We start from the raw sequence: 25,082 nt of genomic DNA, 5'->3' as shown, positions 1-25,082 counted from the left end.
TTGGCCGTCGAGACCAATGAAAACTGGATGGAGGCCAACCGATACATCAACATGGACGACCTGCGCGAGCACAAGAAGCTCGCTCAGCGCCAAGCCGCATGACCAGCATCATGGCTGCCCCATTTTGCAGAACTTGACGCACACAACCCCTTCATTCTCGGCAAGGAAGGTCGCGTCCGGTCGAACCGACCCCCTCTGGCCTGCCGGCCATCTCCCCCTCAAGGAGGGAGATTATCCACGCCCGAAATGCCGTGCCGCGACCTCGACATGCGTATGTGCCGCATGCGGCTCGAAGCGCTCGGTCTCGTTGTGGTCGGGCGCCTCGTTCGGCCACCAGACACCGCCGATAACAACGCCTTCTGAGACCAGCCGCTGATCCGCGATCAGCGCCGCACCGACCGCATCGACGAAGGTAAAGCGCCCGGGGCGCAGTCTCAGCACCGCGACATCGCCGACGCCGCCAACTTTGAGCGTCCCAAGCTCCGGCCTGGCGATCGCCTCGGCCGGCCTTTGCGTGGCGGCGCGAAGCACCTCGACCAGCGGCATGCCCAGCGCCATCAGCTTCGACATGCAGACGAGGATGTCGAAGGCGGGACCGTCGACGCAATAGAGATGCACGTCGCTGGAGATGACATCGGGCGCCAGGCCCTCGGCCAGCATCGCTTTCGCCACGGCGAAGTCGAACGATCCCATGCCGTGGCCAATGTCGAAGATGACACCGCGTTCGCGGGCCAGCCGCATGTCCGGCCGGATCGCGCCGGAGGCGAACACCGGCGCATTGGGGAATGGCCGAAAACAATGGGTGAGGATGTCGCCGCGGCGCAGCCGCGGCAGCACTTCGGAGCGGCCGGGCGGCGGCTCGTCAATATGCCCATCAGCGGCAGGCCGGCCTGGTCGGCGGCTTCCAGCGCGAGATCGACCGGCGCGATGCCGCTGGCGCCGCCGGCATGCTTGCCGGAGCGCACTTTTACGCCGACGACGACATCGGCGTGCTCGCGCACCGCAGCCACCGTCTCGCGTGGCTCGCAGAGCCTGAGATCGCTGCATTCGCCGACAGAGACGCTTTGCGAGAAGCCGAATATGCCGGCAAAGGAGATGTTGACATAGGCCAGGATGCGCACCTTCGAGCGCTCGATGACATGGCGGCGAAAGCCCAGAATATTGCCGGCGCCGGCGCTGCCGGCGTCGATGAAGGTGGTGGTGCCGCTCTTGGCCGCCAGCCGGTCGGCATCGACGCCAAGCGAGGTGCCGCCCCAATAGACATGGCTGTGCAGGTCGATGAGGCCGGGCGTGACGATGCAATCACGAGCGTCGACTATCTTGGTGGCGTGCTCGGCATCGATCGCCGCCTCGATGGCCACGATGCGTCCGCCCGCAACGGCGACATCGCGCGGCGCGTCCAGGCCCGAGGCCGGATCGATCAGGCGGCCGCCCTTGATCAGGAGATCGAACTGCATCGGCGCCTGCCTCTCTCTTTGTTTCGGGGCATGATCTTTGGACAAAACGGTTTCCGTTTGTCCGAGAAAACCGGTTTCCACTTTTCGGGATCATGCCCCGACTGGTCAAACCGGCCGGTAAGCGACGGCTTCGACCTCGATCTTGATGTCGATCATCAGCCGCGATTCGACCGTGGTGCGGGCCGGCGGATTTTTCGGGAAGTGCTTGGCGTAGACGGCATTGAAGGCGCCGAAGTCGCGCGCGTCCTCGAGCCAGACCGTGGTCTTGACGACATCGTCCATGGTGCAGCCGGCCAGCGCGAGTGCTGCCTTCACATTCTGCAGCACCTGCTCGGTCTGCTCGGTAATGCCGCCCTTGACCACAATGCGGTCGCCGTCGACCGGCACCTGACCTGAGATGTAGACGAAATCCCCGGCGCGCACGGCCGGCGACAGCGGCACGTGGGATGTTCCAAAACACTCTTTGGGCAAGGGAAACTCCTGTTCAGAATGGCGGGCCGCGCCCCGTTTTCGACGACCGCTCTACGCCTGTCCCGGTGATCCTCATAGGGGGCTTTTTGGAAAGCAACATTTTTCCAAACGCGTGTTGCTTTATCGCAGGCTCGCCAGCATCTTGCGCGTCGCATTTTCCCGACAGGAGATTCAATGACCTTCGACAAGAACCCGTTTCCAGAGGGCGATGCCGATCGCCACGCGCTCTGGGAAATGTTGGTGCGGCGCGACATCGACGCCTTTATCGGTCAGGACTGGTCGATGGTCGAGGATGATTTCCTCGCCGACAGCTTCTTCGGCATGCATGCGCATTTCCTCAGCGATGCCGACGCCTGGCGTCTGCAATTCCCGAGCCTTGCCGTCTATCGCGACGAATGGCTGCGCCAGGCCAAGGAGACGGCGGCGGCCAGATTCGCCGAGCCGCTGCGCGAGGCGCTGTTTCGCGTCACCAACATGCGCGACATCGACGTCGATGGCGACCGCGCCGTGCTGCACAAGAAGTTCAACGGCTCGGTGGCCAAGGCCGATGGCAGCGTCGACAAGCTGAAATGGCAGACGCTGTATTTCTGCAGGAAGGTGGCGGGCCACTGGAAGATCGGCGGCTTCGTCGGCTACATGCCGCATCCCTTGGGGATCTGAGTCTTGCCCGCTTATGCTATTGCCGGCCTTCGCGCACGAAGACGTGCGCCTCCCGGGCTGCAGTTGTAAAAGCTCGCCAACCGAATCCACTCGAGCTCAAGCGAGTTGAACGGCACAGGTTCGTCCCACAGGGCTAGCGGGAGCGGTGGTCGAACACGACCGCCATGGTCTTACCAATTGCCGCCATGACGACGAGTTCGACGAGATCGTCGTCGCTGTCGACACAGGTTGGATCCATGCGGCGGATGGCATCGAGCGCCGCTCTAGTCGAGACGGTATCGCCAGCGCGGAATCTGGAAAGCGCAGAGGAAACAAGGTTCTGGGTTGTCACGTCGATGACAGGTACGCTCGGCACTACGTTCATGGCTTCCTCCTGCCAAGAACCCTCTCCCGAAGGAAATAATACGCCGAACAACGGCGTGTGCCAGCGGAATCGTGGTCCGACCAGATTGCCGGGAGGGCACGTTTGCGTGTTTGATAAGGTCGAGCCCACAGCGTCCAGGACCGGATATGAAACTGTACTTCAGCCGCAATCCCAATCCGCGCCTTGCGGTAGCAACGGCACGTCATCTGCAGGCCAAGGTCGAGTGTGAGTTCGCGGCACCCATGGCGCCCGGGCAGGCTGAGCGGTTTCGTCAGCTCAATCCCAATCTTACCCTGCCGATATTGGCATGGACGGGCGGCAGCCTGTGGGAAGCCGACGCCATAGCCTGCCTTCTGTCGCGCGAAGCGGGTTCGGATTTCTGGCGCGGCGGCGGCGACCAACCCGACATGATCCGCTGGCTGAGCTGGGGCAAGGAAAATTTCGTGCGGGCCTGCGACACCGTGCATTTCGAGCGCGGAACCAAGCAGCGCTACGGGATTGGGCCTGTCGACCAGGGCAAGGTCGAGGAGGGGCTGGCGGAGTTCCGCATCGCGGCAGCGATTCTCGAGGCGGAGCTCGCCAAGCGGCCATGGCTTGTGGGCAAGTCGCTTTCCTATGCCGATTTCCGCATGGCGACGTTTTTGCCGTTCAACGATGCAGCCGGCCTGCCGCTGGCGGACTATCCCTCTGTTCTGGGTTGGTATCGCCGGCTCGAAGCCATCGATGCCTGGCGCGATCCCTTCGACGGGCTGGACGCGCCGCTTCTGCCGCCGGTCAACTCCGCTTGATGTGCTTCCCTTTGGGCAGATGGGCTGATGTGTGGCGCTTTGGCAGCATAGGTGTGGAACAGCGGGCGAGTTGCCATGGCGCGCTCGACGGCTCGCGGCCGGGTTGATAAGCCCTGTCCGCAAGGAGAGTCGTGACATGACCGTAGCCATCGAGATGGGACAGACGACGGCGGGTGCGCCGGCGGCGCTCGACCTTGAGGAGCTGCTGGCGACCCGGCTTCTGGTGCAAGGCAATTCCGGCTCCGGCAAATCGCACCTTTTGCGCCGGCTCCTGGAGCAGAGCGCGCCCTGGGTGCAGCAGACCATCATCGACCCGGAAGGCGATTTCGTCTCGCTGGGCGACCATTACGGCCATCTGGTCATCGATGCCGAGGAGCATACGGAGCGTGGCCTGCAAGCAGCCGGCGAGCGGGCGCGCATCCACCGCGTCTCCACGGTGCTCAATCTCGAAGGGCTCGATGCCGAGAACCAGATGCGGCGCGCCGCTGCCTTTCTCGGCGGGTTGTTCGAGGTTGGCCGCGAGCATTGGTATCCGATGCTGGTGGTGGTCGACGAAGCGCAGCTGTTCGCGCCCGCCGTGGCCGGCGAAGTGTCCGACGAGGCGCGAAAGCTCTCGCTCGGCGCCATGACCAATCTGATGTGCCGCGGCCGCAAGCGCGGCCTTGCCGGCATCATCGCCACGCAGCGGCTGGCAAAGCTCGCCAAGAATGTCGCGGCGGAGGCGTCCAATTTCCTCATGGGCCGTACCTTCCTCGATATCGACATGGCGCGCGCCGCCGACCTTCTGGGCATGGAACGGCGTCAGGCCGAGGCGTTTCGAGACCTGGAGCGCGGGCACTTCATGGCGTTGGGCCCAGCGCTGTCGCGCCGTCCGCTGGGCGTGCGCATCGGCCAGACCGAGACCAGCCCGCGCAGCGGTACGCCGCGGCTGATGGCAATGCCGGAAACAGCGCTTGAAGACGCGCGCGCCATCATCCTGGCGGCGCCGCCGCCCGAGACGATGCGCGCGCCGCGCCGGATGGCGTCGCCGGAGCTGCTCGACCAGCTGATGGCGGCCAAATCGGCAGCGATGGAGATCCGCCCGGAACCTGCGGAACCGGCGGTAAGCGCCGAGGATATGGCCGAGCGGCGAGAGCGGGTGGACCGTGTCCTGCGCGCCATCCTGGCGCAGCCCGATGCGGGTTTCCGCGTCATCGGCGTGCTTTATCAGGAGTTCGTCGTCCGCTGCCGCATCGAAGGCCTCGCTTCGGTGGTGCCGGACCTCTCAGAATTCCGTCGCATGCTGACGCGTGCCCGCGCCGGGCTCGGCGCCGACATGGCAGGCGATGACGCCTGGCAGGACGTTTCCGTGCGCGCCTCGCTGCTGCCCGAGGACATGCAGGGCGTGTTCATGATGATCGCCCGCGCCGCCAAGGAGGGCTGGCCGTGCCCGAGCGACGCGGCGATCGCGCGCGCCTACGGCTCGCATTCGCTGCGGCGCGCCCGGCGGCTGCTCACCTATATCGAGGAGCAGGGCCTCATCGTCTGCCAGCTCGACGGCACCGGCCGCCGCACGGTGACGCTGGTCGAGCTCGCCTGGGCGACGGCGCCGGGCGACCCCAATGCCGCGGAGGCGGAACAGGGCAGCCTGGCGCTGTGAAAGGCGAACAGGCAGCTACCTGACTTGCTTGCGCGGTTCTGAACAAGATGTGTTTCGCCGATCGGCGCGCGACGATTTATGATGGGTTTCCGAGAATCGCAGAACGGTTCGGGCGGGAGGGTTGTCCGGTGCGGTTGAAATCTCTGGCTGTCTTTGTCTTTGGCCTCCTCGCCATCGCCGGCATCGCCTTGACGATGTCTGCCCGGTCTTTTGCCGCGTCCTCCGATATACCGGCCTGGCTGCAGGCCCATGTCGGCAATGACGACGGCGAGATTTCGCAAGTGGTGCTGGAGCGGGCGCGCGCGCTTTACCTGAAAAAGGTCGCGCAAGGCGCGGTCCACAATGGCTGCTATTTCGCCATGGATGCGACGCGCCCCGGCGATCTCGGCAATGGCGTGCTAGGGCGGCGCTACTACGTCATTTGCGAGGCCAAGCAGTCGTTCAGGGCGATCTCGTCGGGCCATGGCGGCGGCCGCAATTTGAAAGGCGTGGTCGATTTCTCCAACGGGAAGCGCTGCGCGAGAAACTTCGGCAATGCCCTGGACTCGTCCTTGACGACCGGTGGCGCCTATATGACCGGCGAGGCAAAGACCTCATTCAAGGGTTTTTACCGCATCGGCGCAAAAAAAGACCAGGCGCTGCTGCGCACCTTCATCCAGTTCGACGGCGAGGGCGAGACGGCGAATGCCAGGCAGCGGGTGATCGGCGGCCACGCGGCGCGGCTGTTGCGCGGCATGTGCGTGCGCAAGAACCCGAACAGCTCCTATGCCGACCATGACGGCTTCGTGCCATACGGCAAGCTGGTGGATTATGCCGGCGGCCGCAGCAATGGCTGCACCAGCTGGTCGCCGTCCGACGCCGACCAGATCATTTCGATGGTGAAGGGCAATCCGACGACGCTCTATATCTACCCGGAATCGCGCGACATCGCCGCCGTTGGTAAATCGGGCGCCTATTGGAATGCGTCCTGCCTGAAGAAGATCGGCAAGCCGAAATTCTGGCCGCGAAAGAGCCTTGAGCCGATCATCGCGCAATACGCCAAGGACAACCCGCCACCGCCGCCACAACCGTTGCCGATCTGCACCGGGCCGTGAGGGATGAGTCCTCGGCTCGGCATTGTCGGCGGCGCGGACTGGCTGGGCGGCGCCGCCGATCCGATGGGCTCTACTGATTGATCTCGGGTTCGACGAGCTTTGCCAGATTGCGCAGCGACTCCTGCCAGCCGAGATAGCAGGCTTCGGCCGGAATAACGTCCGGAATGCCGGCCTGCGTGATGTCGAGTTCCGTGCCGACCGACACTTTCTTCAGGAGCACGGTTACTTCGATCTGGCCGGGCAAATTGGGGTCGTCGAACCTGTCGGTGTAGCGCAGGCGCTCGCCGGGAACGAGTTCGAGATATTCGCCGCCGAAGGAATGGCTGCCGCCCGTCGTGAAGTTTCGGAACGACATCTTGAAGGCGCCACCGACTTTCGCGTCGAAGCTGTGCACGGTGCAAGTGAAGCCGTTCGGCGGAAGCCATTTCGCCAGCGCGTCGGCTTCTGTGAATGCGCGGTAGACCTTCTCCGGGCTGGTCGTCAGAACGCGGTGCAAACGTACGGTGCTTGGCATCTCTTCGGTATCCTTTGTGGTTTCGTTGTTCGATGCCCCAAGGACGGGTGAACCTCACCCGGTCCGACATAGCCTGTCAAATTTTCTTGAGCCCTTTGCCGGCAGCCATCCGCCCGCGACTTCGAGTCGCCGCCTCAGGCAGGCGGTCGTGTCGCGTCAAATTGCATGAACCATTGACAGGTTGCCTAACCTTTCGGCGCGGATCTCACAATTTATTAAAATTGTAAGTCTCTCCTACAAAGTTGTATTAGGATCAGCTTAACGCCTTCGGCATTATCTATTAAATGAGGGGCGACGATCTCCTTGGTGTACTATAGAATGATTCCCTGGAACGACGGATCAATTTAAGAGTTGATCCGAAATGGTCGCTCGAAGGTTGTCGAACGACCAAGGCAGCACGCGCAAGGAGTGTCGGAATGACCACAGTCCTCAACGCCAAAGGCATTCCACTTCCCTATACCGGCGCTTCCACCCATTGGTTCTCGGCGACTGGAGGCGCGCCTTACCGCTACGGCACCTCGGGCAACGATTCCTTCTGGGGCGACACCAACGTCAAGGTCACCATGTATGGCGGCGCGGGCGACGACTATTACCATCTCTATTCGACGATCAACAAAGCGGTCGAGAACTACGGCGCGGGCGTCGACACGATCGATACCTGGATGAGCTACAAGCTGCCCGCCAATTTCGAGAACCTCGTCGTCACCGGCGACGGCCACTATGCCTTCGGCAATGCTCAGGACAACATCATAACGGGCGGCGCTGGCAGCCAGACGCTGGACGGCGGCAAGGGCAATGACGTGCTGATCGGCGGCGCCGGCGCCGACACCTTCATCATCACCAAGGGCAATGGCAGCGACCTTATCTCCGATTTCGGCGCGACCGACACGGTGCGCCTCAACGGCTATGCCTTCACCTCGTTCGAGGCCGTCCACGCCAATATGGTCCAGGTGGGATCGAACGTGCAGCTGAACCTCGGCTCGAGCGAGGTGCTGGTGTTCCACAACACCACGATCGACAAGTTTCAGCCCGGCCAGTTCGAGCTGCCGATCGACAAGACCGGCATGACGCTGTCCTTCAACGACGATTTCAACACGCTGAGCCTGTGGAACGGCCAGAGCGGCATCTGGGATTCCAATTTCTGGTGGGGGGCGCAGAACGGCAGCTCGCAGCCCCAGAACGGCGAGCTGCAATGGTATATCGACGCCAATTATGCGCCGACCAGCTCGGTCCATCCGTTCAGCGTCGCAAGCGGCGTGCTCACCATAACCGCGGCGCATGCGCCCGACGACATCAAGCCGCTGATCAACAATTACGAATACACTTCCGGCATACTGACGACGCACGACACCTTCTCGCAGACCTATGGCTATTTCGAAATGCGGGCCGATCTCCCGGAAAATGCCGGCGCGTGGCCGGCCTTCTGGCTTCTGCCCGAAGACGGTTCATGGCCCCCGGAACTCGACGTGATCGAAATGTATGGGCAGAACCCGAATGCGCTTCTCATGACCGCGCACACAAATGAGACGGGAACCCACACCACGGTCGGGTCGACGGTGAATGTCTCCAACACCGACGGCTATCACACCTATGGCCTGTTGTGGACGCCGGACAAGCTGGTCTGGACCTATGATGGCGTCCAGGTCGCGGAAGCGGCGACGCCGTCCGATATGAACAAGCCCATGTACATGCTGGTCGACCTTGCGGTCGGCGGTCAAGCCGGCGCGCCGCCCGACCATCTGGCGACGCCCGCGCAAATGAAGATCGACTATATCCACGCCTATACGCTGAACGATTTGCAGCAGAGCCATCTGAGCACGACAGCCGAGCACGCCGTCTAGATGTCACGGGACCGCGCGCCACTCAGGGATGCGGCCATCGGCCTGCGCCCGGTTTTCCTGCGCGGCATCGCCGATATCGGCATCTTTTCGTTGCTGATCAACATCCTGCTCCTGGTGATCCCGCTCTATCTGCTGCAGGTCTATGACCGGGTGTTGCCGTCCTCCAGCGTCGAGACGCTGCTTTATCTCTCGGTCATGGCGGTCGTCGCGCTCGCCTTCCTCGGCCTGCTGGACGCGGTCCGCGCCGTCTACGCGCAACGTGTTGCGGCCACCGTCGACCAGAAACTGGGCGCGCGGACATTCGCCGCCTCGCTTGGCGCCAGACATGCCGGCAGCGGGCTGTCGCCGCTGAACGACCTTGCCACGACTTGCGCCTTCATCAGGTCGCGCGGCGTGGCGGTGTTGTTCGACCTGCCGTTTGCGCCCGTCTTCCTGGCCTTGCTCTATTTCATCCATCCCGTCCTGTTCTGGCTGACGCTCGCCGGCGCCGTGCTGCTGTTTCTCTTGGTCGTGGCCAACCAGCTTGCCATCGGCAGGAACGATGCCATGTCGGCGGAACGCTCGGCGGTGGCCAGCCAGGCGGAGCAGGCCTTCGCCCGCAACACCGACACGCTGCGCGCCATGGGCATGGTGCAAAATGCCGCCGCGGTCTGGGGACAGCACGTTGCTGAGGCGCTGACCCTGCATGACCGTTCCGGAAGCGCCAATGCGATCTTCAGCGCGACGTCGCGGGCGCTGCGCATGATGCTGCAACTGGCGATCCTCGGCGCCGGCGCGTGGCTGGTGCTACAAGGGCAGATGACCGCCGGCATGATCTTCGCTTCGTCGCTGGTGTCGTCGCGCGCGCTGCAGCCGCTCGACCAGCTGATCGGATCCTGGCGGCAGATCGTCGACGCCAAGCGATGCTGGAAGCGGCTGGACACCGCCCTTGCGGCGCAACCAGCGCAGGGGCGCAAGCTCGCACTGCCCGATCCATTGGGCGCGATTTCGGTGCAGGATCTGTTCTTCATCGCGCCGACTGCGGCTTTCGGCACTGAGCCCATCCTCAAGCGGTTGAATTTTGCCATCGGCGCCGGCGAAGCGGTGGCGATCGTCGGCCCGAGCGGGGCCGGCAAATCGACGCTGGCGAAATTGCTTGTGGGCGCGCTGCAGCCGACCGGCGGCGCGGTCAGGGTCGACGGCGCCGACCTGAGGAGCTGGGACGAAACCCAGCTTGGCAGGCATATCGGCTATCTCGCGCAGGAGGTGGAGCTTTTCCCGGGATCGATCGCGCAAAATGTCGCCCGCTTCGAACCCGACGCCGATGACGCCGCGATCGTCGAAGCGGCCAGGCGCGCCGAGGCGCATGAGCTGATTCTCACGCTGCGCGACGGCTATCAGACCATGATAGGCCCGTCGCATACCGTGCTGTCGGGCGGCGAGCGCCAGCGGATAGGGCTGGCGCGCGCCTTCTACGGCAAGCCACGCATGCTGGTGCTGGACGAGCCCAACGCCCATCTCGACGGCAGTGGGGAGGCGGCGCTCGAAGGGATGCTTTCGGCCGCGCGAAGTGTAAGCGTCACGACAGTCGTCATCACGCATCGCCCTTCGATCGCCGCGGCCTGCGACCGCGTCATGGTCCTGCGCAACGGCATGGTCGAAGCTTTCGGCCCTGCGAGCGAGGTGCTGAGGCAACCGGCGGCCGGCAAGGCCGGGAGCTCGGTGGTGACAGGCTCGTTCGTGCCGACCGTGCGCCCGCACAGCGTCCGCTTCGGGTCATAGACGATGATGCAGCAGAGCCTCGCCTTCGAAGGTCGACCGCGCACCGACTTCCGCCGCATGGCCGTCGTCGGCTACGTGGCCATAGCGCTCTTCGTCGGCTGCTTCGGCTATTGGGCGGCGAACGCGCCGCTCTCCGGCGCGGTGATCACCTCCGGCACGATCTCGGCGACGGGCGGCAACATCCTCATCCAGCACCCCGAGGGCGGCATCATCGAGCAGTTGCTGGTGCATGAAGGCGACCGCGTGCAACAAGGCGAACCGCTGGTCCTGCTCGACCGCAGGGCGGCCGAGACCGACCTCAACCGGCTGACCAGACAGACGATCGCGCTCAGGGCAAGTGCCGCGCGACTTGAGGCCGAGCGCGACGGATCGGACAGGCTGGCGCCGATCGCCGAAGCAGCACCCGCGCCGTTCCAGCGCGATTTCGACAATCTGGTGCACGAACAGCAGAAGGAGTTCGAGGCCAGGCTCGCCCGGTTCCGCTCCGAGCAGTCGATCCTGGCGCAGCGCGTCGCCATGCATCGTGAGTCGGCGGTGGGACTGGAGGCGCAGAAACTCGCCATCCAGCAACAGGCCGAGATCGTGAAGAAGGAACTCGGCATCAAGACCGGCCTGCTCGACAAGGGTCTCACCAACCGCAGCGAATATTCGCAGCTTCTGCGCAGCGAGGCCGATCTGGTCGGCCAAGCCGGCGCGCTGGAGGCGGATATCGCAGCGACCAAGACGCAGATCGTCGAAGCCCAGGCGCAGGTCGAGCGCGCGACCACGCAGCGCGTCGAGGACGCGCTGACCAAGCTCGACGAGGTTCGCACCAGCCTGGCCGACATCGGCGAACAGATCACCGCAGCCGAGGCGGTGCTGGGGCGCACGACGATCAAGGCGCCGGCAACCGGCATCGTGGTATCCTCGATCTACAACTCCAAAGGCAGCGTGATTGCGCCGGGGCAGAAGATCATGGAGATCCTGCCCACCGCGTCGGGCCTCATCGTCGACGCGAAGCTGCGGCCGAAGGACGTGGACCTGGTTCGCGTCGGCCAGCCGGCGAAGCTCAGGCTGTCCGCCCTGAACGCGCGCCTCACCCCTGAGGTCCCGGCTACGGTGACGCAAATTTCCGCCGACAGGCTGATCGATGAAACCACGCATGAGGCGTATTTCCGCGCCAGGCTGAAGATCACCGACACGCTGCCGCAGGGCGTGAAAGCCGAGCAGCTTTACCCGGGAACGCCGGTCGAGGCGTTTATCAGCACCGGCGACCGAACCTTCCTCGAATATCTGGCGCGGCCGATGCTGGACTCGTTCGCGCGGGCGTTCACGGAGCGATAGGCGCCAACTCGTCCTCCCAGTTGACGCCGCCGTAGAACACCCTGAGAATCACCACCTGGTCGCCTTCTACGGTGAAGGCCACAGTCAGGCGGCGCTCGAAGCCAACGATGCGAAGCCCCGGCCGCACATCATCCCTTAGGGTTCCGCGTTCCGAGGCATAGTCGAGACCCAGGCAAAATCGCTCGATCCGCTCGATGTAGCGAAGGGCGGTGAGGTTGCCGGATGCGTGAGCGACCGTATCGTATATCCATAACAGGTCCGTCTGGGCTTCCGGCAAGAGGACAACATGCCGGCGCTTCACACGTTCCCCTTGAGGCGAGCTGCGTGATGTGCGCGAATGCTGTCAAAAGACTTGTCGGCCGGGATGGCCTGGGAGGGGTCTGCCTTCCACCTATCATAGGTCGGCGCGACCTCCTCACGCAGCCAGCGCTCCACGGCGGCGTCGCGTTCCTGCAATGCGCGAAGACCGGCGCGGATCACTTCACTGCTGGTCGCGTATGTGCCGGACCGAACGAGCTGGTCGATGAAAGCAGCCTGCTCGGCCGGCAGGCTGAAGGTGCGTTTTTCGGTGGCGGACATGGATCCCTCCTATCAGGTTGGTATGATATTATCATACCAGCGGCGAGATCGCACGCCCCAATATAGGCTTAGGGACCGCTCCCCTTGCCGTCGGCAAAGACACCGGACATTCGGTTCGGATGCCTGAGATGGGTCGGCGTGATGCCGGTCTGCTGGCGGAAGACACGGCTGAAATGGCCGGCATTGGGAAAACCGCAGCGGTAGGCGATGTCGCCGATTGCCAAGTCGCTCCCCTCCAGCAGCGACTTGGCCTGATGTACGCGCAGCGCAAGATAGGCGGCCATCGGGCCGATGCCGAGCTCGGCGCCGAACAGCCGCTCAAGCTGGCGCCGGGATAAATGCAACCGGCCCGCGATCTCGGCGACCGACAGCGTCTCCTGGAGATTGCTTTCCATCAGAAGCAGCGCCCGTTTCACCGCTCGGCTCGACGCGGCCGGAAAGAGATCGCCGACTGGCTGCACATCCAGGCTCGAGCGGATGCGGTCGAGCACGAGGATCTTGGCGGCTTTTTCCGCAGCCTTGCGGCCGATGAACTGCGACACGAAATGGCCGGCAAGGTCGGCCGCACCCGTGCCTCCGGCGCAGGTCGAGCGGCCCCTATCGACGGAAAACAGGCTGTCGGCATGGGCGTTCACATCAGGGAATTGGCTGCGGAAATCCTTGATGTGAAACCAGCTGACGGCAGCACTGTAGCTATCGAGCAGACCGTAGCGCGCGAGCACGAAGCTGCCGGTGCAGAGTGCCGTCAGCGGCACGCCCTTTTCGGCCGCCCGCAACAGGAAGGCCTCCTTTTCGGAGCTGAGGCTGCGGTTGGTGTCGAGCAGGCCACCGACCACGACGACATTGTCGAACTCCTGCGGATTGCCGATCGCCTTGGTCGGCAGCAACTCGACACCGCAACTCGCCCGGATCGGCAGGCCACGCTCGCCGACGATCTCCCAGTCGAACTCGATCCGGCGGCTGCGGTCGCCTTCATCGCCGGCCAGCCGCAGCGTGTCGATGAACAGCGACAGCGGCGACAGCGTGAAGTCGCGAACCAAGAGAAACGCAAACCGCCTGGCCATTGTTGCTCCGAAACGTTCCTTCGGGTGGATGGAAGCAAAGATGTCGCACAGGCGAGCACGCGGCGCTTTTCAGGAGAAGCCACCGGATGTCGGAGATGAGATCGACGGCCTCAGTGCGGAGCTGGAAATTCTCTGGGTTGTGTGGTGGTCATGGGATGTCGTCATCTACGCTCACACAAGACAGGCAGATGGACCAGCGGAATTGATCAGTATGGCACGGCGTGAGAAAAACCCTATCGTGTTTGTGTAACCTGCAGCACCAAAGCGGAGCCCAACCATGACCCTCACCAATCGCGATATCATCGAGCTGACGGCATGGCGCCGCAAGCTGCACCAGCAGCCGGAAATCTCCAACGAAGAGGAAAAGACCGCCAAGGAAGTCGTCGGCTTCCTCGCCGATACAGGGCCGGACAAGGTGCTGACCGGCCTTGGCGGTCATGGCGTGGCGGCGGTCTATGACAGCGGCCAGGCGGGGCCGACGGTGCTGTTCCGCTCGGAGATCGATGCGCTGCCGATCGAGGAGCTTTCGGGCGTCGAGCATGCCTCGCAGGTGCCGGGAAAATCGCATATGTGCGGCCATGACGGCCACACCGCGATCCTGGCCGCACTCGGCCGCCAGCTCGGACGAGAACGGCCGGCGCGCGGCCGCGTCGTCTTGATGTTCCAGCCGGCGGAGGAGACCGGCAATGGTGCGGCCGGCGTCGTCGCCGATCCACGCTTTGGCGAGATCGCGCCGGATTTTGCCTTCTCGCTGCACAATCTGCCGGGCGTGCCGTTCGGCGAGGTGCGGCTCAAGCCCGGCGTCGTCAACTGCGCCTCGCGCGGCATCCGCATCGTGCTGGAGGGCAAGACCGCGCATTCCTCCATGCCCGAAACCGGCGTGTCGCCGATGCCGGCGATCAGCCAGCTGATGCCGGCGCTTCCGGCACTCGGGCGCGGCACTTTCGCCGATGACGATTTCAGCATGGTGACCGTCACCCATGCGACCATGGGCGAGGCCGTGTTCGGCATTGCGCCCGGCTACGCCGAAGTTTGGGCGACGCTGCGCACAAGGCGCGACGAGCGCATGGCGGAGTTGGTCGCAGCTGCGGAAGCCCTGGCCGCCAGGATCGCGGGCGAGCACCACCTTTCCGTGCGCTGCGACTATCACGAAATCTTCGTCGCCAGCGTCAATGCGCCGGACGCGGTGGAACATCTCAACCGCGCGCTCGACGAGGAAGGTGTCGCGCGCAGCGAAGAGGCCCTGCCGATGCGCGCCTCGGAAGATTTCGGCATTTTCGGCCACAAGGCGAGCTCAGCCATGTTCTTTCTCGGCGCCGGCGAGCGCCATCCTTCGCTGCACAACCCCGATTATGATTTTCCCGACGATCTGATCCCGATCGGTTCGAAAATCTTCATGCGCACGGCGCGCAACCTGCTGGGGTGAGCGGCCCTGCAAAATCCGCATCCTGAAGCTGCCTTTTTCCCGCTGGAATCGTCTTGTAGTCGCGTCCTACATTAGGAGGGGCTTGCGGATGAGAATTGCAACGGTCGTCGCGTTGACTGCGACAGTGGCAGGGTGCGTATCGTCTCCGGTCCAGTATGGAGCCTCGCTCTCGACCCAAGACCCGAAATGGGCAACGCCGGAATGCCAGCAGGCCCGCACGGATGCCTTGAATTACGACCAACGCGAGAAGGAGCATCCAGGATGGGCCGCCGGCGTCGTGCTTGGGCCTTACAGCATGGGGCTCGTTGCGGCCATCAAGGAGCATGAGCAGAAGCGGCGCCGGCTGCTCGCACGCGAGGTGCATTTGCAGTGCTCAAGCCTGCCCTTGCCGAGGGATCTGGACTTCGATCCAAAGATCTACGCGCCAAAGCCGACGCATTATCCCTGAGGGTGGCTTGACGGCGGCGATCATGATGCGCCCTTGGCCAGAGGCCAGTCGACCGGCCCGCGCAGCTCGGGTAACAATGACCGTCTTTGGCGAAAGGGGTCCAATGCGGCAAGTGCCCATCGTGATGCAGCCGTTTGGCGGCATGGCGAACAAGATGTTCCAGTACATGTTTTGCCATGTGCTGGCGAAGCGTATCCCCGGTGGCTATGTCTGCGACGCCGACCTGCCGGAATGGTCCATTGCCAGGGTGCGGCCGCCTTTGTTGTGGAAATACCGGCTGCTTCGGGTCGACGGCTATCACCGCTACGACCTCGACGGGATCATAGCCGCGTTCCGCGACAGGCGGGCGCGGAGCATCCGCTTCAAGGGCTTTGCGCAGCGGCTGGGTTATTATGACCGGGACGAGGTCTCCGGGCTTTTCGACGGGCGTGCCGTCGCCGCGCCGACCCATGGCGACGATTTCCTCGTCATCCATGTGCGGGCCGGCGACATCCTCGACGGCTTCCACCGCAACTATTGCCCGATGCCATTCGGCTTCTTCGAGACGCTCATCAAGGATAGCGGCCGCAAGCCGGTCTTCGTCGGCCAGACCCATGAGGACAACGATTATTGCCGGCGCCTGCGTCAGCGTTTTCCCGATGCTGTCTTCGCGCCGAAGGCGTCGCCATTGACCGATTTCGAGACGCTGCGCCGGGCGAGCCATCTCGTCACGGGGGTGAGCAGCTTCTCCTGGCTGGCCGGTTGGTTGTCTTCGGCGCGGACGATCCATCTGCCGGTGGCCGGCATATTCGACCGGTGCATCAGGCCGGATATCGACCTGCTGCCCCTTGACGACCCACGCTATCGGTTCCACCAGTTCGACATGGGCGACTGGACGGGCTCTTCGGAGCAGCTTGCGGCATTTTATGGCGATGCGATCCCGTTCCGGCAGGTCGAGCCTCAAGCAGCAGCGGGTGGCGCGGGGAAAGCGTTGCGATGAGAATTCCGTTTTCCGTCAACAGGCCGGTGATCTGCGCGATCATGAAGCTGGAGCAGCCCTATGTGATCGAGTGGGTCGCCTGGCACAAGCTGCATGGCTTCGACCTGATGATCGCCGACAACTGCAGCGCCGGCCCGCAGTCGGCGGTGCTCCAGGCGTTGCGCGATGCCGGCTGGATCCGGCTCGTCGACTGGCGGCACGACACGGTGCTGCCGCAGCGGCGGGCCTATTCCTATCTTTACTGGCAGGCATTGCTCCACGGCTATCGCTATCTGGGCTTCATGGACGCCGACGAGTTCCTCGAGCCGCTCGACGGGCCGCCCTGGAGCGGAGCGGAACTGGTCCGCTCGCTTTTGAGCCGCCCGGGCGTGCGCAGCGTCGCCTTTCGCTGGGTGAATTTCGGCAGCGACGGCAAAGAGGCCTATGACGACGAACTGGTGACGGTGCGGTTTCAAAGGCGCGGCACGCATGACGCCCCGACCGCGCGCTGGAAGAAGTCGTTTGCCCGCGTGTCCTCGGTGCTGCGCAAGGCGCTGCGGGATCCCGGGCAGTTCATGCCGCACCCGCACGGTTTCCGCATCTCGCTGCGCAGGACGCTGGTCTACGGCATGACGCTCGACAAGCACCCGGCGGCCATGCCGATGGAATGGAAGATCGGCTGGATCCGCCACTATGCCGTGAAATCGAGGCAGGAACTGGCCGACAAGCATGCCCGCGGCGGCGGCTTCACGCCGTCGAGCGAGGCGCCGTCGCTGGACGAGTACCGGGTATCGAGAGATCAGAACGATATTCTCGATCCGCTCGACGATGCGACGGTGGGCGCCTTGCGGGCAAAGGTTTCGGAAATCGTCAGGTCGCTCGACCCGGCGGTCATCGCCCAGACGCGGCCGCTTTTCACGCAGCGGGGTCGAGGATCAGCGGCGCGGTAGCCATGCCGTGAAACGACATCGTGGCGCGGCGCTCGGCATTTGCGGCATCGAGCCGCCATCCGGGCGCACGGGTGAACAGGGCTTCTATCATCGCCGCGATCTCGATACGGGCGACATGTTGCCCGAGGCAGACATGCAGGCCGGTGCCGAAGGTCATCGACATGGCTGGCGGGCGCGTGAGGTCCAGCCGGTCGCCATCGGCGAAGACGGCATCGTCGCGATTGCCGCTGCCGAGCACCGGCACGACCGCTTCGCCAGCCGCAATCCTGACGTCGCCGAGGTCGATGTCCTGCGCCGCGATGCGGGCGACGGCGTATTGCACCGAGGCGCCATAGCGCAGCAGTTCGGCCGCCGCGCTGCTCCAGTCGACAGCGCCGCGCTCGAGCAGCGCGCGCTGTTCGGGAAAGCGATCCAGCGCAACAATTGCGTTGCCGAGAGCGTCGACGACAGTCTCCTGTCCGGCAAACAGCATGAAGACGATGTTGGCCACCATGTCCCCGCGCGACCAGCGGCCTTGCGCAACCTCCCGCACCATGCCGGCAACCATTCCGTCCGGCCGGTAGGCCTGTCGAGCCAGCCGCTCCTCGACAAAAGCCTGGCATTCGCGATAGGCCTCGGCGCTTGCTGCCGGCGGCTGCGCTCTTCGCAGGTCGAATGCGCTGGCCATGCGGCGGGTCACCGATTTCAACGCCCAAGGGTCCTCGATCTCGATGCCGAGGATTTCCTGCAGCAGCCAGAAGGACACCGGCACGGCGAGCCCGGCGACGGCGTCGACGCGGCCATCCGCCAGCGCACGCTCGACCAGCTCGTGGCTCAGCGCGCGAAGACCTTGCGTCAGAGCTTCGATGGCCGGCCGTGAGAAAAAGCCAGCGACCGGCCGGCGCAAGGCGCCATGCTGAGGCGGATCGGCGAGCAGCACCGAGCGGCTGAGCAGAGCCATGGGCGCATGGTCGACGAGCTTGCGGCGGACCTCTTCATATGTACCCGGCGGCGCCTGAAGAAGAGCGGGATGCTTCAGCGCGCCCGACACCAGCTCATGGCTGAACACATAATGCGCGTCGGCCAGCTCGGGATAGGGCGCGACGCCGCGCGCAATGCCGCCGGCGGCGCGCATGCGGGCGAAATGCGGAAACGGGTCGTCGCCGAGCGCGAACGGATCGAAATGCGGAGCTGTCATGACGGCTCGAATCTCATGCCTTGAGATTCTTGGCTGAAATGACCCTGAAGCCGCCTGACGTGGCGTCCTGCGGGAAGAAGTCCGGCATGACGTAGAGGAACTCGCATCCGTAGACGCGGTAGTGCATGCGCAGCAGCGGATCGCGGATGATCTCTTCCAGCGGCGGTCTTGTGCCGGTCTGGTTCCAGCGGTCGATGGTGGCGCGGAACCGCGCATCGGCCTTGACATGATCATACTCTTCGCCCGAGGAGCCGGCATAGGACGAGCAGCGGCCATCGCCGATCAGCCAGCTGGCGCCCAGGCGGCGGCCGTGGCTCTCCATCTCCTTCAAGAGCCGCACCGCCGTGTTGGAGCCGCGATGGCTCGGCCGGACGCAGAGATTGTAGGCGTAAAGTGCGTAAACCGGCTCGCTGCGCGGCAGCGATGCATAGGCATCAAAATTCCTGGGGAAATCGGCGCGCACCAGCGGATCCTGGCTGGTCTCGGTAAAGCAGATGGTGCCAGCAAGCAGATCGCCATCGATCGCGCCGAACATGGTGTGTCCGAGTGCCAGCCGGTGGCGGATGGTCGTTTCGCTCGCCTGCAGCGGTGCGGCCCAGGCGGCAGCCTCAAGCTCCATCAGCAAAGGGATGTCTTCCAGGTCTAACCGGCGGATGGGTATCGCAACATCGTCTAAATTCATGTGTCGGCTGCCTCGACTTCTAACGCGTTGATGGCGCATGGCAGTTTCTTGCCAATGCGGTTTGCAGCTTCACGGAAACGTCAACCTGTTCTATCTCCTGTTTGACGCATGCCGGATCGAGAACCATTTCACGGCTTTCACAAGCCTGTCTAATTATCATGGTTCCCCTTTGCAATTACATACGGACAACGGAAACGCATGATATTTTACGTCGCGCACCGGGAGCACGCCTACACGCAGGCGGTGGTGCTTCTGTATCACCGGACTGACCTGGAGGCGTGGTTCCGGCTGGTGCGCTACGAGGATGCCGGGCTGCTGCGCGGCGTTCGCGCCGGGGTGGTCATCTGGTCCGACATGGACCGGCTGACATCGGACGAATTGAGCCGCGCGGCCGGCATCAGCGCCGAACTGGCTGACAACACCGGCCTGACGCAGCTCAATCACCCGACCGCCAGCCTGCAGCGCTTCGACCTGCTGCGCCTGCTTCATGCCGACGGCAGCAACGCTTTTCGTGTGTTCAGGCCGGACGAGCTGGAAGAGGCGATACGCTATCCCGTTTTCATCCGCGACGAGACGGGCGCACTCTACAGGGAGCCGCCGCTGCTGCACGACCGGCCGGCGCTGGACGCCGCGATCGCCCGGCTGGACGGTAGCGATCTGGTGCGGCCGATGGTGGTGGAGATGATCGGCACCCCCGGAATGGACGGTTATTTCAGGAAGTACGCGGCGTTTCGGGTCGGCGATACGATCTACGGCCAGCATTGCGCCATGTCGAAATCGTGGTTCGTCAAGAATTCGCCCGAGCAATTGCTGCAGGCGCATATCGAAGAAATCAGGACCTATGTCGATACGAATCCTGACGCCAATGCGGTCATGCAGGTCTTCGAAAAAGCCCGCATGCAGTATGGCCGCATCGACTACACTTTCGTGGACGGCAGGCTTGTAGTGTTCGAGATCAACAGCAACCCCACCGTGCTCAGCGACCCGCCGACGCCGTTCGCCATCTATGACCCCAAGCCCTTTGCCGATCTTCAGGCCGACGCGCTGCTCGCGCTGCCGCAGGCAGCCGAGGCGGACTCGCTGGCTGCAATCGACACCGCCCACCGGTCGGCGCTGGCCAAGTTGCGGCGCCATTACCAGATGAGGCGGTTGAAGTTAACGCTGCGAAAAGTGCTCAGGAAGAGGAAATAGCCGCCGCCTCCTCCGCAACCCGAAAGTACACCACGTCACGTTTCGTCGGATCTTGTCACAGCCTGCCTGGAACCAAATCACGGGCTAGATTGTTCAAGTTGGTTACGACGCCGACGCCGCCTGCCGGTTGGGCAAGCGGCGCACTTGAGGAGCTCCCCATCATGACCATCTCATCCAGCTTTCGTTCGCTCGCGGTTGCGGCAATAGCCACCGTTGCTGTCAGCGCTGCCAGCGCCGCGCATGCCGATAGCGGCACGATCCGCTTTGCCGTCTACAAGGCGGCCTTCTTCGTCGGCGGTTCCGGCGGCGAGGGGACGCTGACCTTCCACGGCCGCTCCTATCCCATCACGATCGGCGGCGTGTCGGGCGGCTTCGCTTTCGGCGTTTCCAAGACCTACTTCAAGGGCACCGTGCGGCACATCCGCAGGGTGCGGGATGCGACCGGGGTTTATGGCGCGGCCGGCGGTGGCGGCGCGCTCGGCAAGGGGGCGCAGGTGATCGTCATGACCAATGACAAGGGCGCCACGCTCGAGCTTACGGGCCGGCAGGTGGGGCTGCAGGTGAATGCGGATTTGAGCGGGTTGGCGATTTCGTTGAAGTAAGGGGCGTTGCGTCTGGGTGGGCAAGGTCGTCCAGGATGATGGCAATCGCGTAGGGCGGTCCCCACTCCGTCTCGGCTGGCGCTGGCCTCGGCCCCCTACCTCTCCTCCACAATCCGCAGATACGCCGCCGTCACGAACAGCACGATCAGCCCGAACAAGATCCGCCGTGCCCCCTCCGGCATCTGCAGGATGGTCAGCAGTGTTGTCAGCACGGTCAGGATCAGGGCGCCGATGATGCTGCCGGTGTAGCCGCCGCGGCCGCCGAAGATAGAGGTGCCGCCGATGACGGCGGCGGCGACCGAGGGCAGCACCAGCGGTTCGGCGAGCGACAGCGAGGGGGCCTTGATCAGGCCGATATAGAGCAGGCCGGTGATGCCGGCGAGCACGCTGGAGGTGACGTAGAGCGCGGTGATGACCTGCCAGTATTGCACGCCCGACAGGCGGGTCGCGCGCTCATTGTCGCCGACGGCGTAGAGCAGGCGGCCGAAGCCGGTGCGGGCGAGCGTGAAGACGATGAGGGCGGCGAGCGGCACGAACAGCAGCAGCGCGTTGGGGAAGCCCCATGTCACGCCGGTGCCGAGCCAAGCCAGGAAGTCGGGGATTTTTGCGCCCGACGCGATCACCGTGCGCTGGTAGACCTGCAGGCAGCCGGTGCCGATCAGGCTGGTGCCCAGCGTCATGATCAGCGGGTGGACGCGGAAGACGCCGACGCCAATGCCATTGACGAGGCCGATCAGCACCGCCGGCATCATCGCCAGGAGGAACGCCACCGCCGGGTCCTGGTTGACCACTTGCGTGGCCATGATGAAGGCGCTCATCGTCGCCACCGTGCCGACCGACAGGTCGATGCCGCCGGTCAGCATGGTCATGGTCTGGCATCCCGCCAGGATCGCCAGCGGTATGGCGAATTTAATAGTGTTGGCGATCCAGCGCTCGTTGACGATGCCGGGGCGCAGGATCTGCAGGATTATAACCAGGATGGCGAGCAGGACGATCAGCGGGATGAGCGGGCGATCGGCCATGAAGCGCTTTATGCGGCGGGCGAAGGGGACCGGGGTGATGGCGGTGGTGCTCATGGGGCGGCTCTTGCTCGCGATGAGGTTTGCAAGGTGCGGCAAGTTGGCGAGGACAGTGCTCTACGGCGCCCCCCTCTGGCCTGCCGGCCATCTCCCCCACTTGTGGGGAGATTGGCAGCTTCAGCGCCTCGCTCATTCTTGCAAGGTTGGAGATTGGCGAAGGTCGTCGCGACATCCAATCTCCCCCCTTGTGGGGGAGATGTCCGGCAGGACAGAGGGGGGCGCGAAGGAACGCCGACGTCTCTCTGCGACAGCCCTCCCATCATTGCCGCCCCCGCATCGTGATAAACGCGCCGAACATCACCACCGCCACCATGATCAGCCCCTCGATGATGGCGGTGACATTCGGGTCGATGGCAAGCAGCGTCAAATCCGTGCGCACCAGGCGCAACACGAAGACGGCGACGATCGGGCCGAGCAGGCCGCCCTTGCCGCCGCCGAGCGCGACGCCGCCCAGCACCACGGCGGCGACGCTGGCGAGCAGATAGGGGCCGGGGATGGGGGCGCCGATGCCGGTGCTCATGGTCAGCGCCAGGCCGCCAAAGGCGGCGAACAGGCCGGACAGCGCATAGGCGATGATGCGAGTGCGCTTGACCGGCACGCCGGAGCGGAACGCCGCCAGTTCGCTAGAGCCGATGGAGTAGATGGAGAGGCCGAGGCGCGAGCGCCTCAGTGGTATCCAGATGACGCAGAGGCACACGATCAGCACCAGCAGCGCCTTGGGCAGCCAGGCGTCTATGGCGTCGGGCAGGCCGGGGATCGGTACGGTGCCAGAGATCAGCGCCTTCAGCCATTCGGCGATGCCGCCGCCCGGCGCGTCGAGTACCAGCAGGGCTGCACCCTGCAGCACGAACAGCATGGCCAGCGTCACGACAATGTCGGGCACGCGGGTGACGACGATGAGCAGGCCGTTGAGTGCGCCGAGCACGAAACCCATGGCCAGCACGAAGGGCACCACGAACAGCGCGTATTCCTCGCTCGCGCCATTCATCATCGACGCCGCGGTGACGCTGGTCAGCGCCATCATGGCGGCGACCGACAGGTCAATGCCGCCGGCGATGACGACGACGGTCTGCGCGGCGACTGCGAAGGCATAGGGCAGAACGGCTCGGGCGAGCGAGCCGAAATCATTGCTGCCATAGGCCGGCTGGATGATCCTGGTGGCGATGAACAGGACGATGAGCAGGGCGAACAGGCCGACGACCCAGGCTTGGCGGCGCAGGAAATGGCTCATGGCGCGGCCTCCGGCGAAGCCGAAGTGTTCGCGGTCGGATCAGCCAATATGCCGATATCGGCCTTGGCGCCGCGCGGCAGGCCGTAGGCGGCGCGCATCAGCGCCGGCTCGTCGGCCTCCTCGACCGGAAAAATGTCGACCATGCGGCCGCCGAAGATGACGATGACGCGGTCGCAGACGCGCTGCACCTCCTCCAGCTCCGAGGTGTAGAACAGCACCGACTTGCCGTTGCCGGCGAGTTCGCGCAGCAGCTTGTAGATCTCCTGCTTGGTGCCGACATCGATGCCGCGCGTCGGGTCGAAGCACAGGATGGTGCGGGCATCCGCCGCGATCCAGCGGGCGATGGTCACCTTCTGCTGGTTGCCGCCGGACAGGCGCTGCACCTCGCCTTGCGCGCGGGTGTCGATCTGCAGCCGCTCGATCGCGCTGAGCACGGTCGCGCGTTCGCGGCGCATGTTGATCGGACCCCAGTTGCGCAAGGCAGCGCTGAAAGGCAGCGCGATGTTTTCGCGCACCGAGCGCTGCATGGCGAGCGCTTCCGAGCGGTCGCCCGGCACATAGGCAATGCCGGCGCGGATGGCGTCGATCGGATGCGAGAATTTCACCGGCTGGCCATCGACTTCGATCGTGCCGCCGGAGGGCCGGATCGAGCCGGCAAGGGCGGCGAACAACTCGTCCTGGCCCTGGCCTTCGAGCGCGACGACGCCGGCGACTTCGCCGTCGGCGAGATCGAAGGAGACATCGCTGAGCTTGGCGCCGACGCGCAGGTTTCGCACCGAAATGCGCGGCCGGGTGGTCGCGGGCGCGGCCTTCTCGGCAGCGCTGCGGGCCGCGACATGGGTTTTGACGATGCGGGTGCCGAGCATCAGCTCGACGATCTTTTCTTCCACGCCCGGCACGATGTCGACGATGCCGACGGTCTCGCCGTCCCGCAGCACGGTGGCGCGGTCGCACAGCGCCGAGATTTCGACGAAGCGGTGCGAGATGAAGATCACGGCGCGGCCCGAATCGCCTTGGCGGCGCACCACTTCCAGCACCTTTTCGGCAAGGTTGGCGGGCAGGGCCGCCGTCATCTCGTCGAGCAGCAGCACGTCCGGCTCGACGGCGAGCGCCCGCGCCAGGTCGAGCACGCGCAGCACGGCCAGCGGAATGTCGCGCGCGGTGTCGCGCAGATCGAGGTCGGTGATGCCGAGCTCGCGCACCCAGGCGCGGAACGGCTCGACCGGCGTGCCGGTGAGCCTGAGATTGGAGAGAACGTCGAGATCGGGGATTAGCGACGGCTCCTGGTAGACCGGCAGCAGCCCGGCGCGGCGCGCGGCGGCGGGCGAGCGAATGTCGCGCGCTTCGCCACGGATCAGGATGCGGCCGGAGTTCGCCGGAATGGCGCCGGTCAGGATCTTCACCAGCGTCGACTTGCCGGCGCCGTTGGCGCCCATCAGCGCGTGGACCTCGCCAGGCAGCACGGAGAGCGACGCGTTGCGAAGCGCTGCAACCGCGCCGTAGTTCTTGGCGACGCCGGTGGCGTCGAGGAGGGGGCTGGTGGTCAAATCGATGTCCGCTCAGAAATTCTCTTGCTGGCACTCTACGGCGCCCCCCTCTGTCCTGCCGGACATCTCCCCCACTTGGGGGGAGATTGGCAGTTCCGGCGCCGCCCCTCGTCTTGCGACGTAGAAAATTTGCGAAAGCCGAGATGACAGCCAATCTCCCCACCTGTGGGGGAGATGTCCGGCAGGACAGAGGGGGCGCCGTAGAGCGCTAGTCTGTGTGACGAGGACGGCCGTTC

24 protein-coding genes and 1 pseudogene are annotated in these 25,082 nt (G+C 64.5%); 13 read left to right on the top strand and 12 right to left on the bottom strand.

The window, feature by feature from the left end; all coding sequences use genetic code 11:
- Positions 1-231: 231 nt before the first annotated feature.
- Together NKI46_RS02725 and NKI46_RS02720 are read right to left on the bottom strand one after the other, a co-directional pair.
- A pseudogene (locus tag NKI46_RS02725) lies at positions 232-1,457 on the bottom strand (amidohydrolase/deacetylase family metallohydrolase).
- 105 nt (positions 1,458-1,562) lie between these two features.
- On the bottom strand, positions 1,563-1,928 hold the full coding sequence (locus tag NKI46_RS02720; RefSeq protein ID WP_023683098.1) for a RidA family protein: 366 nt from the start codon (positions 1,926-1,928) through the stop codon (positions 1,563-1,565).
- Positions 1,929-2,102: 174 nt separating this feature from the next.
- Between NKI46_RS02720 and NKI46_RS02715 the strand changes: the two genes are divergently transcribed.
- Complete coding sequence (locus NKI46_RS02715; protein WP_023669704.1) at positions 2,103-2,588, top strand: hypothetical protein; 486 nt, start codon at positions 2,103-2,105, stop codon at positions 2,586-2,588.
- Between the two features lie 133 nt (positions 2,589-2,721).
- Here NKI46_RS02715 and NKI46_RS02710 read toward each other — a convergent pair whose 3' ends face one another.
- Positions 2,722-2,952, bottom strand: coding sequence for a hypothetical protein (locus tag NKI46_RS02710; RefSeq protein ID WP_023669703.1), 231 nt, complete (start codon positions 2,950-2,952; stop codon positions 2,722-2,724).
- A 146-nt stretch (positions 2,953-3,098) separates the two neighbouring features.
- On the opposite strand from NKI46_RS02710, the gene NKI46_RS02705 reads away from it, so the two are divergent.
- The 3 genes from NKI46_RS02705 (at position 3,099) to NKI46_RS02695 (ending at position 6,473) form a co-directional block, all read left to right on the top strand.
- The gene (locus NKI46_RS02705) at positions 3,099-3,740 is read left to right on the top strand and encodes a glutathione S-transferase family protein (RefSeq protein WP_352744617.1); all 642 of its coding nucleotides are present in this window, start codon (positions 3,099-3,101) and stop codon (positions 3,738-3,740) included.
- Between the two features lie 136 nt (positions 3,741-3,876).
- Complete coding sequence (locus NKI46_RS02700; RefSeq protein ID WP_352744614.1) at positions 3,877-5,379, top strand: helicase HerA domain-containing protein; 1,503 nt, start codon at positions 3,877-3,879, stop codon at positions 5,377-5,379.
- Between the two features lie 128 nt (positions 5,380-5,507).
- Complete coding sequence (locus tag NKI46_RS02695) at positions 5,508-6,473, top strand: hypothetical protein (protein ID WP_352744611.1); 966 nt, start codon at positions 5,508-5,510, stop codon at positions 6,471-6,473.
- Positions 6,474-6,543: 70 nt separating this feature from the next.
- On the opposite strand, the gene NKI46_RS02690 is transcribed toward NKI46_RS02695, so the two are convergent.
- Positions 6,544-6,987 carry an SRPBCC family protein gene (locus NKI46_RS02690; RefSeq protein WP_023683102.1) on the bottom strand — a complete coding sequence of 148 codons (444 nt, stop codon included), beginning with the start codon at positions 6,985-6,987 and terminating at the stop codon, positions 6,544-6,546.
- Positions 6,988-7,403: 416 nt separating this feature from the next.
- On the opposite strand from NKI46_RS02690, the gene eglC reads away from it, so the two are divergent.
- From eglC to NKI46_RS02675, 3 genes are read left to right on the top strand one after another with little or no spacing between them, the layout of a single operon-like run.
- Positions 7,404-8,828, top strand: coding sequence for an endo-1,3-1,4-beta-glycanase EglC (gene eglC, locus NKI46_RS02685; RefSeq protein ID WP_023669698.1), 1,425 nt, complete (start codon positions 7,404-7,406; stop codon positions 8,826-8,828).
- On the top strand, positions 8,829-10,589 hold the full coding sequence (locus tag NKI46_RS02680; RefSeq protein ID WP_352744608.1) for a type I secretion system permease/ATPase: 1,761 nt from the start codon (positions 8,829-8,831) through the stop codon (positions 10,587-10,589). It begins immediately after the preceding gene.
- A 3-nt stretch (positions 10,590-10,592) separates the two neighbouring features.
- Positions 10,593-11,912: an HlyD family type I secretion periplasmic adaptor subunit gene (locus NKI46_RS02675; RefSeq protein ID WP_352460756.1), complete on the top strand. Its 1,320-nt coding sequence runs from the start codon at positions 10,593-10,595 to the stop codon at positions 11,910-11,912.
- Here NKI46_RS02675 and NKI46_RS02670 read toward each other — a convergent pair.
- The 3 genes from NKI46_RS02670 to NKI46_RS02660 form a co-directional block, all read right to left on the bottom strand.
- Entirely contained in the window at positions 11,899-12,213 is a 315-nt protein-coding gene (locus NKI46_RS02670) for a type II toxin-antitoxin system RelE/ParE family toxin (RefSeq protein WP_023669695.1), read from the bottom strand. The genes NKI46_RS02675 and NKI46_RS02670 overlap by 14 nt on opposite strands.
- Positions 12,210-12,491, bottom strand: coding sequence for a type II toxin-antitoxin system ParD family antitoxin (locus NKI46_RS02665; RefSeq protein WP_023669694.1), 282 nt, complete (start codon positions 12,489-12,491; stop codon positions 12,210-12,212). Before NKI46_RS02665 ends, NKI46_RS02670 begins: the two co-directional genes overlap by 4 nt.
- A 68-nt stretch (positions 12,492-12,559) precedes the next feature.
- Positions 12,560-13,555: a GlxA family transcriptional regulator gene (locus tag NKI46_RS02660; protein ID WP_023737560.1), complete on the bottom strand. Its 996-nt coding sequence runs from the start codon at positions 13,553-13,555 to the stop codon at positions 12,560-12,562.
- Positions 13,556-13,832: 277 nt separating this feature from the next.
- Here NKI46_RS02660 and NKI46_RS02655 point away from each other — a divergent pair, with 277 nt between their 5' ends.
- The 4 genes from NKI46_RS02655 to NKI46_RS02640 all read left to right on the top strand — a co-directional run bounded on the left by NKI46_RS02655 (position 13,833) and on the right by NKI46_RS02640 (position 17,337).
- A complete protein-coding gene (locus NKI46_RS02655; RefSeq protein WP_023737562.1) occupies positions 13,833-14,981 on the top strand; it encodes an amidohydrolase in 1,149 nt (382 codons plus the stop codon).
- A gap of 88 nt (positions 14,982-15,069) precedes the next feature.
- Positions 15,070-15,429 (top strand): hypothetical protein, encoded by a 360-nt coding sequence (locus NKI46_RS02650; RefSeq protein ID WP_023737563.1) that lies wholly within the window; start codon positions 15,070-15,072, stop codon positions 15,427-15,429.
- 103 nt (positions 15,430-15,532) lie between these two features.
- On the top strand, positions 15,533-16,408 hold the full coding sequence (locus NKI46_RS02645) for an alpha-1,2-fucosyltransferase (protein ID WP_023698639.1): 876 nt from the start codon (positions 15,533-15,535) through the stop codon (positions 16,406-16,408).
- The gene (locus NKI46_RS02640; protein WP_352744603.1) at positions 16,405-17,337 is read left to right on the top strand and encodes a glycosyltransferase family protein; all 933 of its coding nucleotides are present in this window, start codon (positions 16,405-16,407) and stop codon (positions 17,335-17,337) included. The genes NKI46_RS02645 and NKI46_RS02640 overlap by 4 nt, the downstream gene beginning before the upstream one ends.
- Here the strand turns inward: NKI46_RS02640 and NKI46_RS02635 are convergent.
- The gene (locus NKI46_RS02635; RefSeq protein WP_023737565.1) at positions 17,303-18,514 is read right to left on the bottom strand and encodes a cytochrome P450; all 1,212 of its coding nucleotides are present in this window, start codon (positions 18,512-18,514) and stop codon (positions 17,303-17,305) included. The two genes, NKI46_RS02640 and NKI46_RS02635, sit on opposite strands and share 35 nt — an antisense overlap.
- A 13-nt stretch (positions 18,515-18,527) precedes the next feature.
- Positions 18,528-19,196 (bottom strand): GNAT family N-acetyltransferase, encoded by a 669-nt coding sequence (locus NKI46_RS02630; RefSeq protein WP_031202403.1) that lies wholly within the window; start codon positions 19,194-19,196, stop codon positions 18,528-18,530.
- A gap of 198 nt (positions 19,197-19,394) precedes the next feature.
- Between NKI46_RS02630 and NKI46_RS02625 the strand changes: the two genes are divergently transcribed.
- The gene (locus tag NKI46_RS02625; RefSeq protein WP_023737566.1) at positions 19,395-20,387 is read left to right on the top strand and encodes a hypothetical protein; all 993 of its coding nucleotides are present in this window, start codon (positions 19,395-19,397) and stop codon (positions 20,385-20,387) included.
- Between the two features lie 161 nt (positions 20,388-20,548).
- On the top strand, positions 20,549-20,989 hold the full coding sequence (locus NKI46_RS02620; protein WP_023737567.1) for a lipid-binding SYLF domain-containing protein: 441 nt from the start codon (positions 20,549-20,551) through the stop codon (positions 20,987-20,989).
- Between the two features lie 95 nt (positions 20,990-21,084).
- Here the strand turns inward: NKI46_RS02620 and NKI46_RS02615 are convergent, their stop codons facing one another.
- The 3 genes from NKI46_RS02615 to NKI46_RS02605 all read right to left on the bottom strand — a co-directional run bounded on the left by NKI46_RS02615 (position 21,085) and on the right by NKI46_RS02605 (position 24,846).
- On the bottom strand, positions 21,085-22,065 hold the full coding sequence (locus NKI46_RS02615; protein WP_023737568.1) for an ABC transporter permease: 981 nt from the start codon (positions 22,063-22,065) through the stop codon (positions 21,085-21,087).
- Positions 22,066-22,327: 262 nt separating this feature from the next.
- The gene (locus NKI46_RS02610) at positions 22,328-23,299 is read right to left on the bottom strand and encodes an ABC transporter permease (protein WP_023737569.1); all 972 of its coding nucleotides are present in this window, start codon (positions 23,297-23,299) and stop codon (positions 22,328-22,330) included.
- Positions 23,296-24,846: a sugar ABC transporter ATP-binding protein gene (locus NKI46_RS02605; protein ID WP_352744598.1), complete on the bottom strand. Its 1,551-nt coding sequence runs from the start codon at positions 24,844-24,846 to the stop codon at positions 23,296-23,298. The genes NKI46_RS02610 and NKI46_RS02605 overlap by 4 nt, the downstream gene beginning before the upstream one ends.
- Positions 24,847-25,082: the final 236 nt, after the last annotated feature.

Source organism: Mesorhizobium sp. M0615 (genome assembly GCF_040320805.1).
Classification (GTDB): Bacteria; Pseudomonadota; Alphaproteobacteria; order Rhizobiales; family Rhizobiaceae; genus Mesorhizobium.
The sequence above is the reverse complement of the archived record's forward strand: the minus strand, read 5'-3'. Positions and strand labels throughout refer to the sequence as shown.

Excerpts from the sequence above, each read along its gene's own strand:
- NKI46_RS02715 (WP_023669704.1), top strand. The coding sequence starts at position 2,103 with ATGACCTTCGACAAGAACCCGTTTCCAGAGGGCGATGCCGATCGCCAC.
- NKI46_RS02710 (WP_023669703.1), bottom strand. The coding sequence starts at position 2,952 with ATGAACGTAGTGCCGAGCGTACCTGTCATCGACGTGACAACCCAGAAC.
- NKI46_RS02705 (WP_352744617.1), top strand. The coding sequence starts at position 3,099 with ATGAAACTGTACTTCAGCCGCAATCCCAATCCGCGCCTTGCGGTAGCA.
- NKI46_RS02700 (WP_352744614.1), top strand. The coding sequence starts at position 3,877 with ATGACCGTAGCCATCGAGATGGGACAGACGACGGCGGGTGCGCCGGCG.
- NKI46_RS02690 (WP_023683102.1), bottom strand. The coding sequence starts at position 6,987 with ATGCCAAGCACCGTACGTTTGCACCGCGTTCTGACGACCAGCCCGGAG.
- eglC (WP_023669698.1), top strand. The coding sequence starts at position 7,404 with ATGACCACAGTCCTCAACGCCAAAGGCATTCCACTTCCCTATACCGGC.
- NKI46_RS02680 (WP_352744608.1), top strand. The coding sequence starts at position 8,829 with ATGTCACGGGACCGCGCGCCACTCAGGGATGCGGCCATCGGCCTGCGC.
- NKI46_RS02675 (WP_352460756.1), top strand. The coding sequence starts at position 10,593 with ATGATGCAGCAGAGCCTCGCCTTCGAAGGTCGACCGCGCACCGACTTC.
- NKI46_RS02665 (WP_023669694.1), bottom strand. The coding sequence starts at position 12,491 with ATGTCCGCCACCGAAAAACGCACCTTCAGCCTGCCGGCCGAGCAGGCT.
- NKI46_RS02660 (WP_023737560.1), bottom strand. The coding sequence starts at position 13,555 with ATGGCCAGGCGGTTTGCGTTTCTCTTGGTTCGCGACTTCACGCTGTCG.
- NKI46_RS02655 (WP_023737562.1), top strand. The coding sequence starts at position 13,833 with ATGACCCTCACCAATCGCGATATCATCGAGCTGACGGCATGGCGCCGC.
- NKI46_RS02650 (WP_023737563.1), top strand. The coding sequence starts at position 15,070 with ATGAGAATTGCAACGGTCGTCGCGTTGACTGCGACAGTGGCAGGGTGC.
- NKI46_RS02645 (WP_023698639.1), top strand. The coding sequence starts at position 15,533 with ATGCGGCAAGTGCCCATCGTGATGCAGCCGTTTGGCGGCATGGCGAAC.
- NKI46_RS02640 (WP_352744603.1), top strand. The coding sequence starts at position 16,405 with ATGAGAATTCCGTTTTCCGTCAACAGGCCGGTGATCTGCGCGATCATG.
- NKI46_RS02635 (WP_023737565.1), bottom strand. The coding sequence starts at position 18,514 with ATGACAGCTCCGCATTTCGATCCGTTCGCGCTCGGCGACGACCCGTTT.
- NKI46_RS02630 (WP_031202403.1), bottom strand. The coding sequence starts at position 19,196 with ATGAATTTAGACGATGTTGCGATACCCATCCGCCGGTTAGACCTGGAA.
- NKI46_RS02625 (WP_023737566.1), top strand. The coding sequence starts at position 19,395 with ATGATATTTTACGTCGCGCACCGGGAGCACGCCTACACGCAGGCGGTG.
- NKI46_RS02620 (WP_023737567.1), top strand. The coding sequence starts at position 20,549 with ATGACCATCTCATCCAGCTTTCGTTCGCTCGCGGTTGCGGCAATAGCC.
- NKI46_RS02615 (WP_023737568.1), bottom strand. The coding sequence starts at position 22,065 with ATGAGCACCACCGCCATCACCCCGGTCCCCTTCGCCCGCCGCATAAAG.
- NKI46_RS02610 (WP_023737569.1), bottom strand. The coding sequence starts at position 23,299 with ATGAGCCATTTCCTGCGCCGCCAAGCCTGGGTCGTCGGCCTGTTCGCC.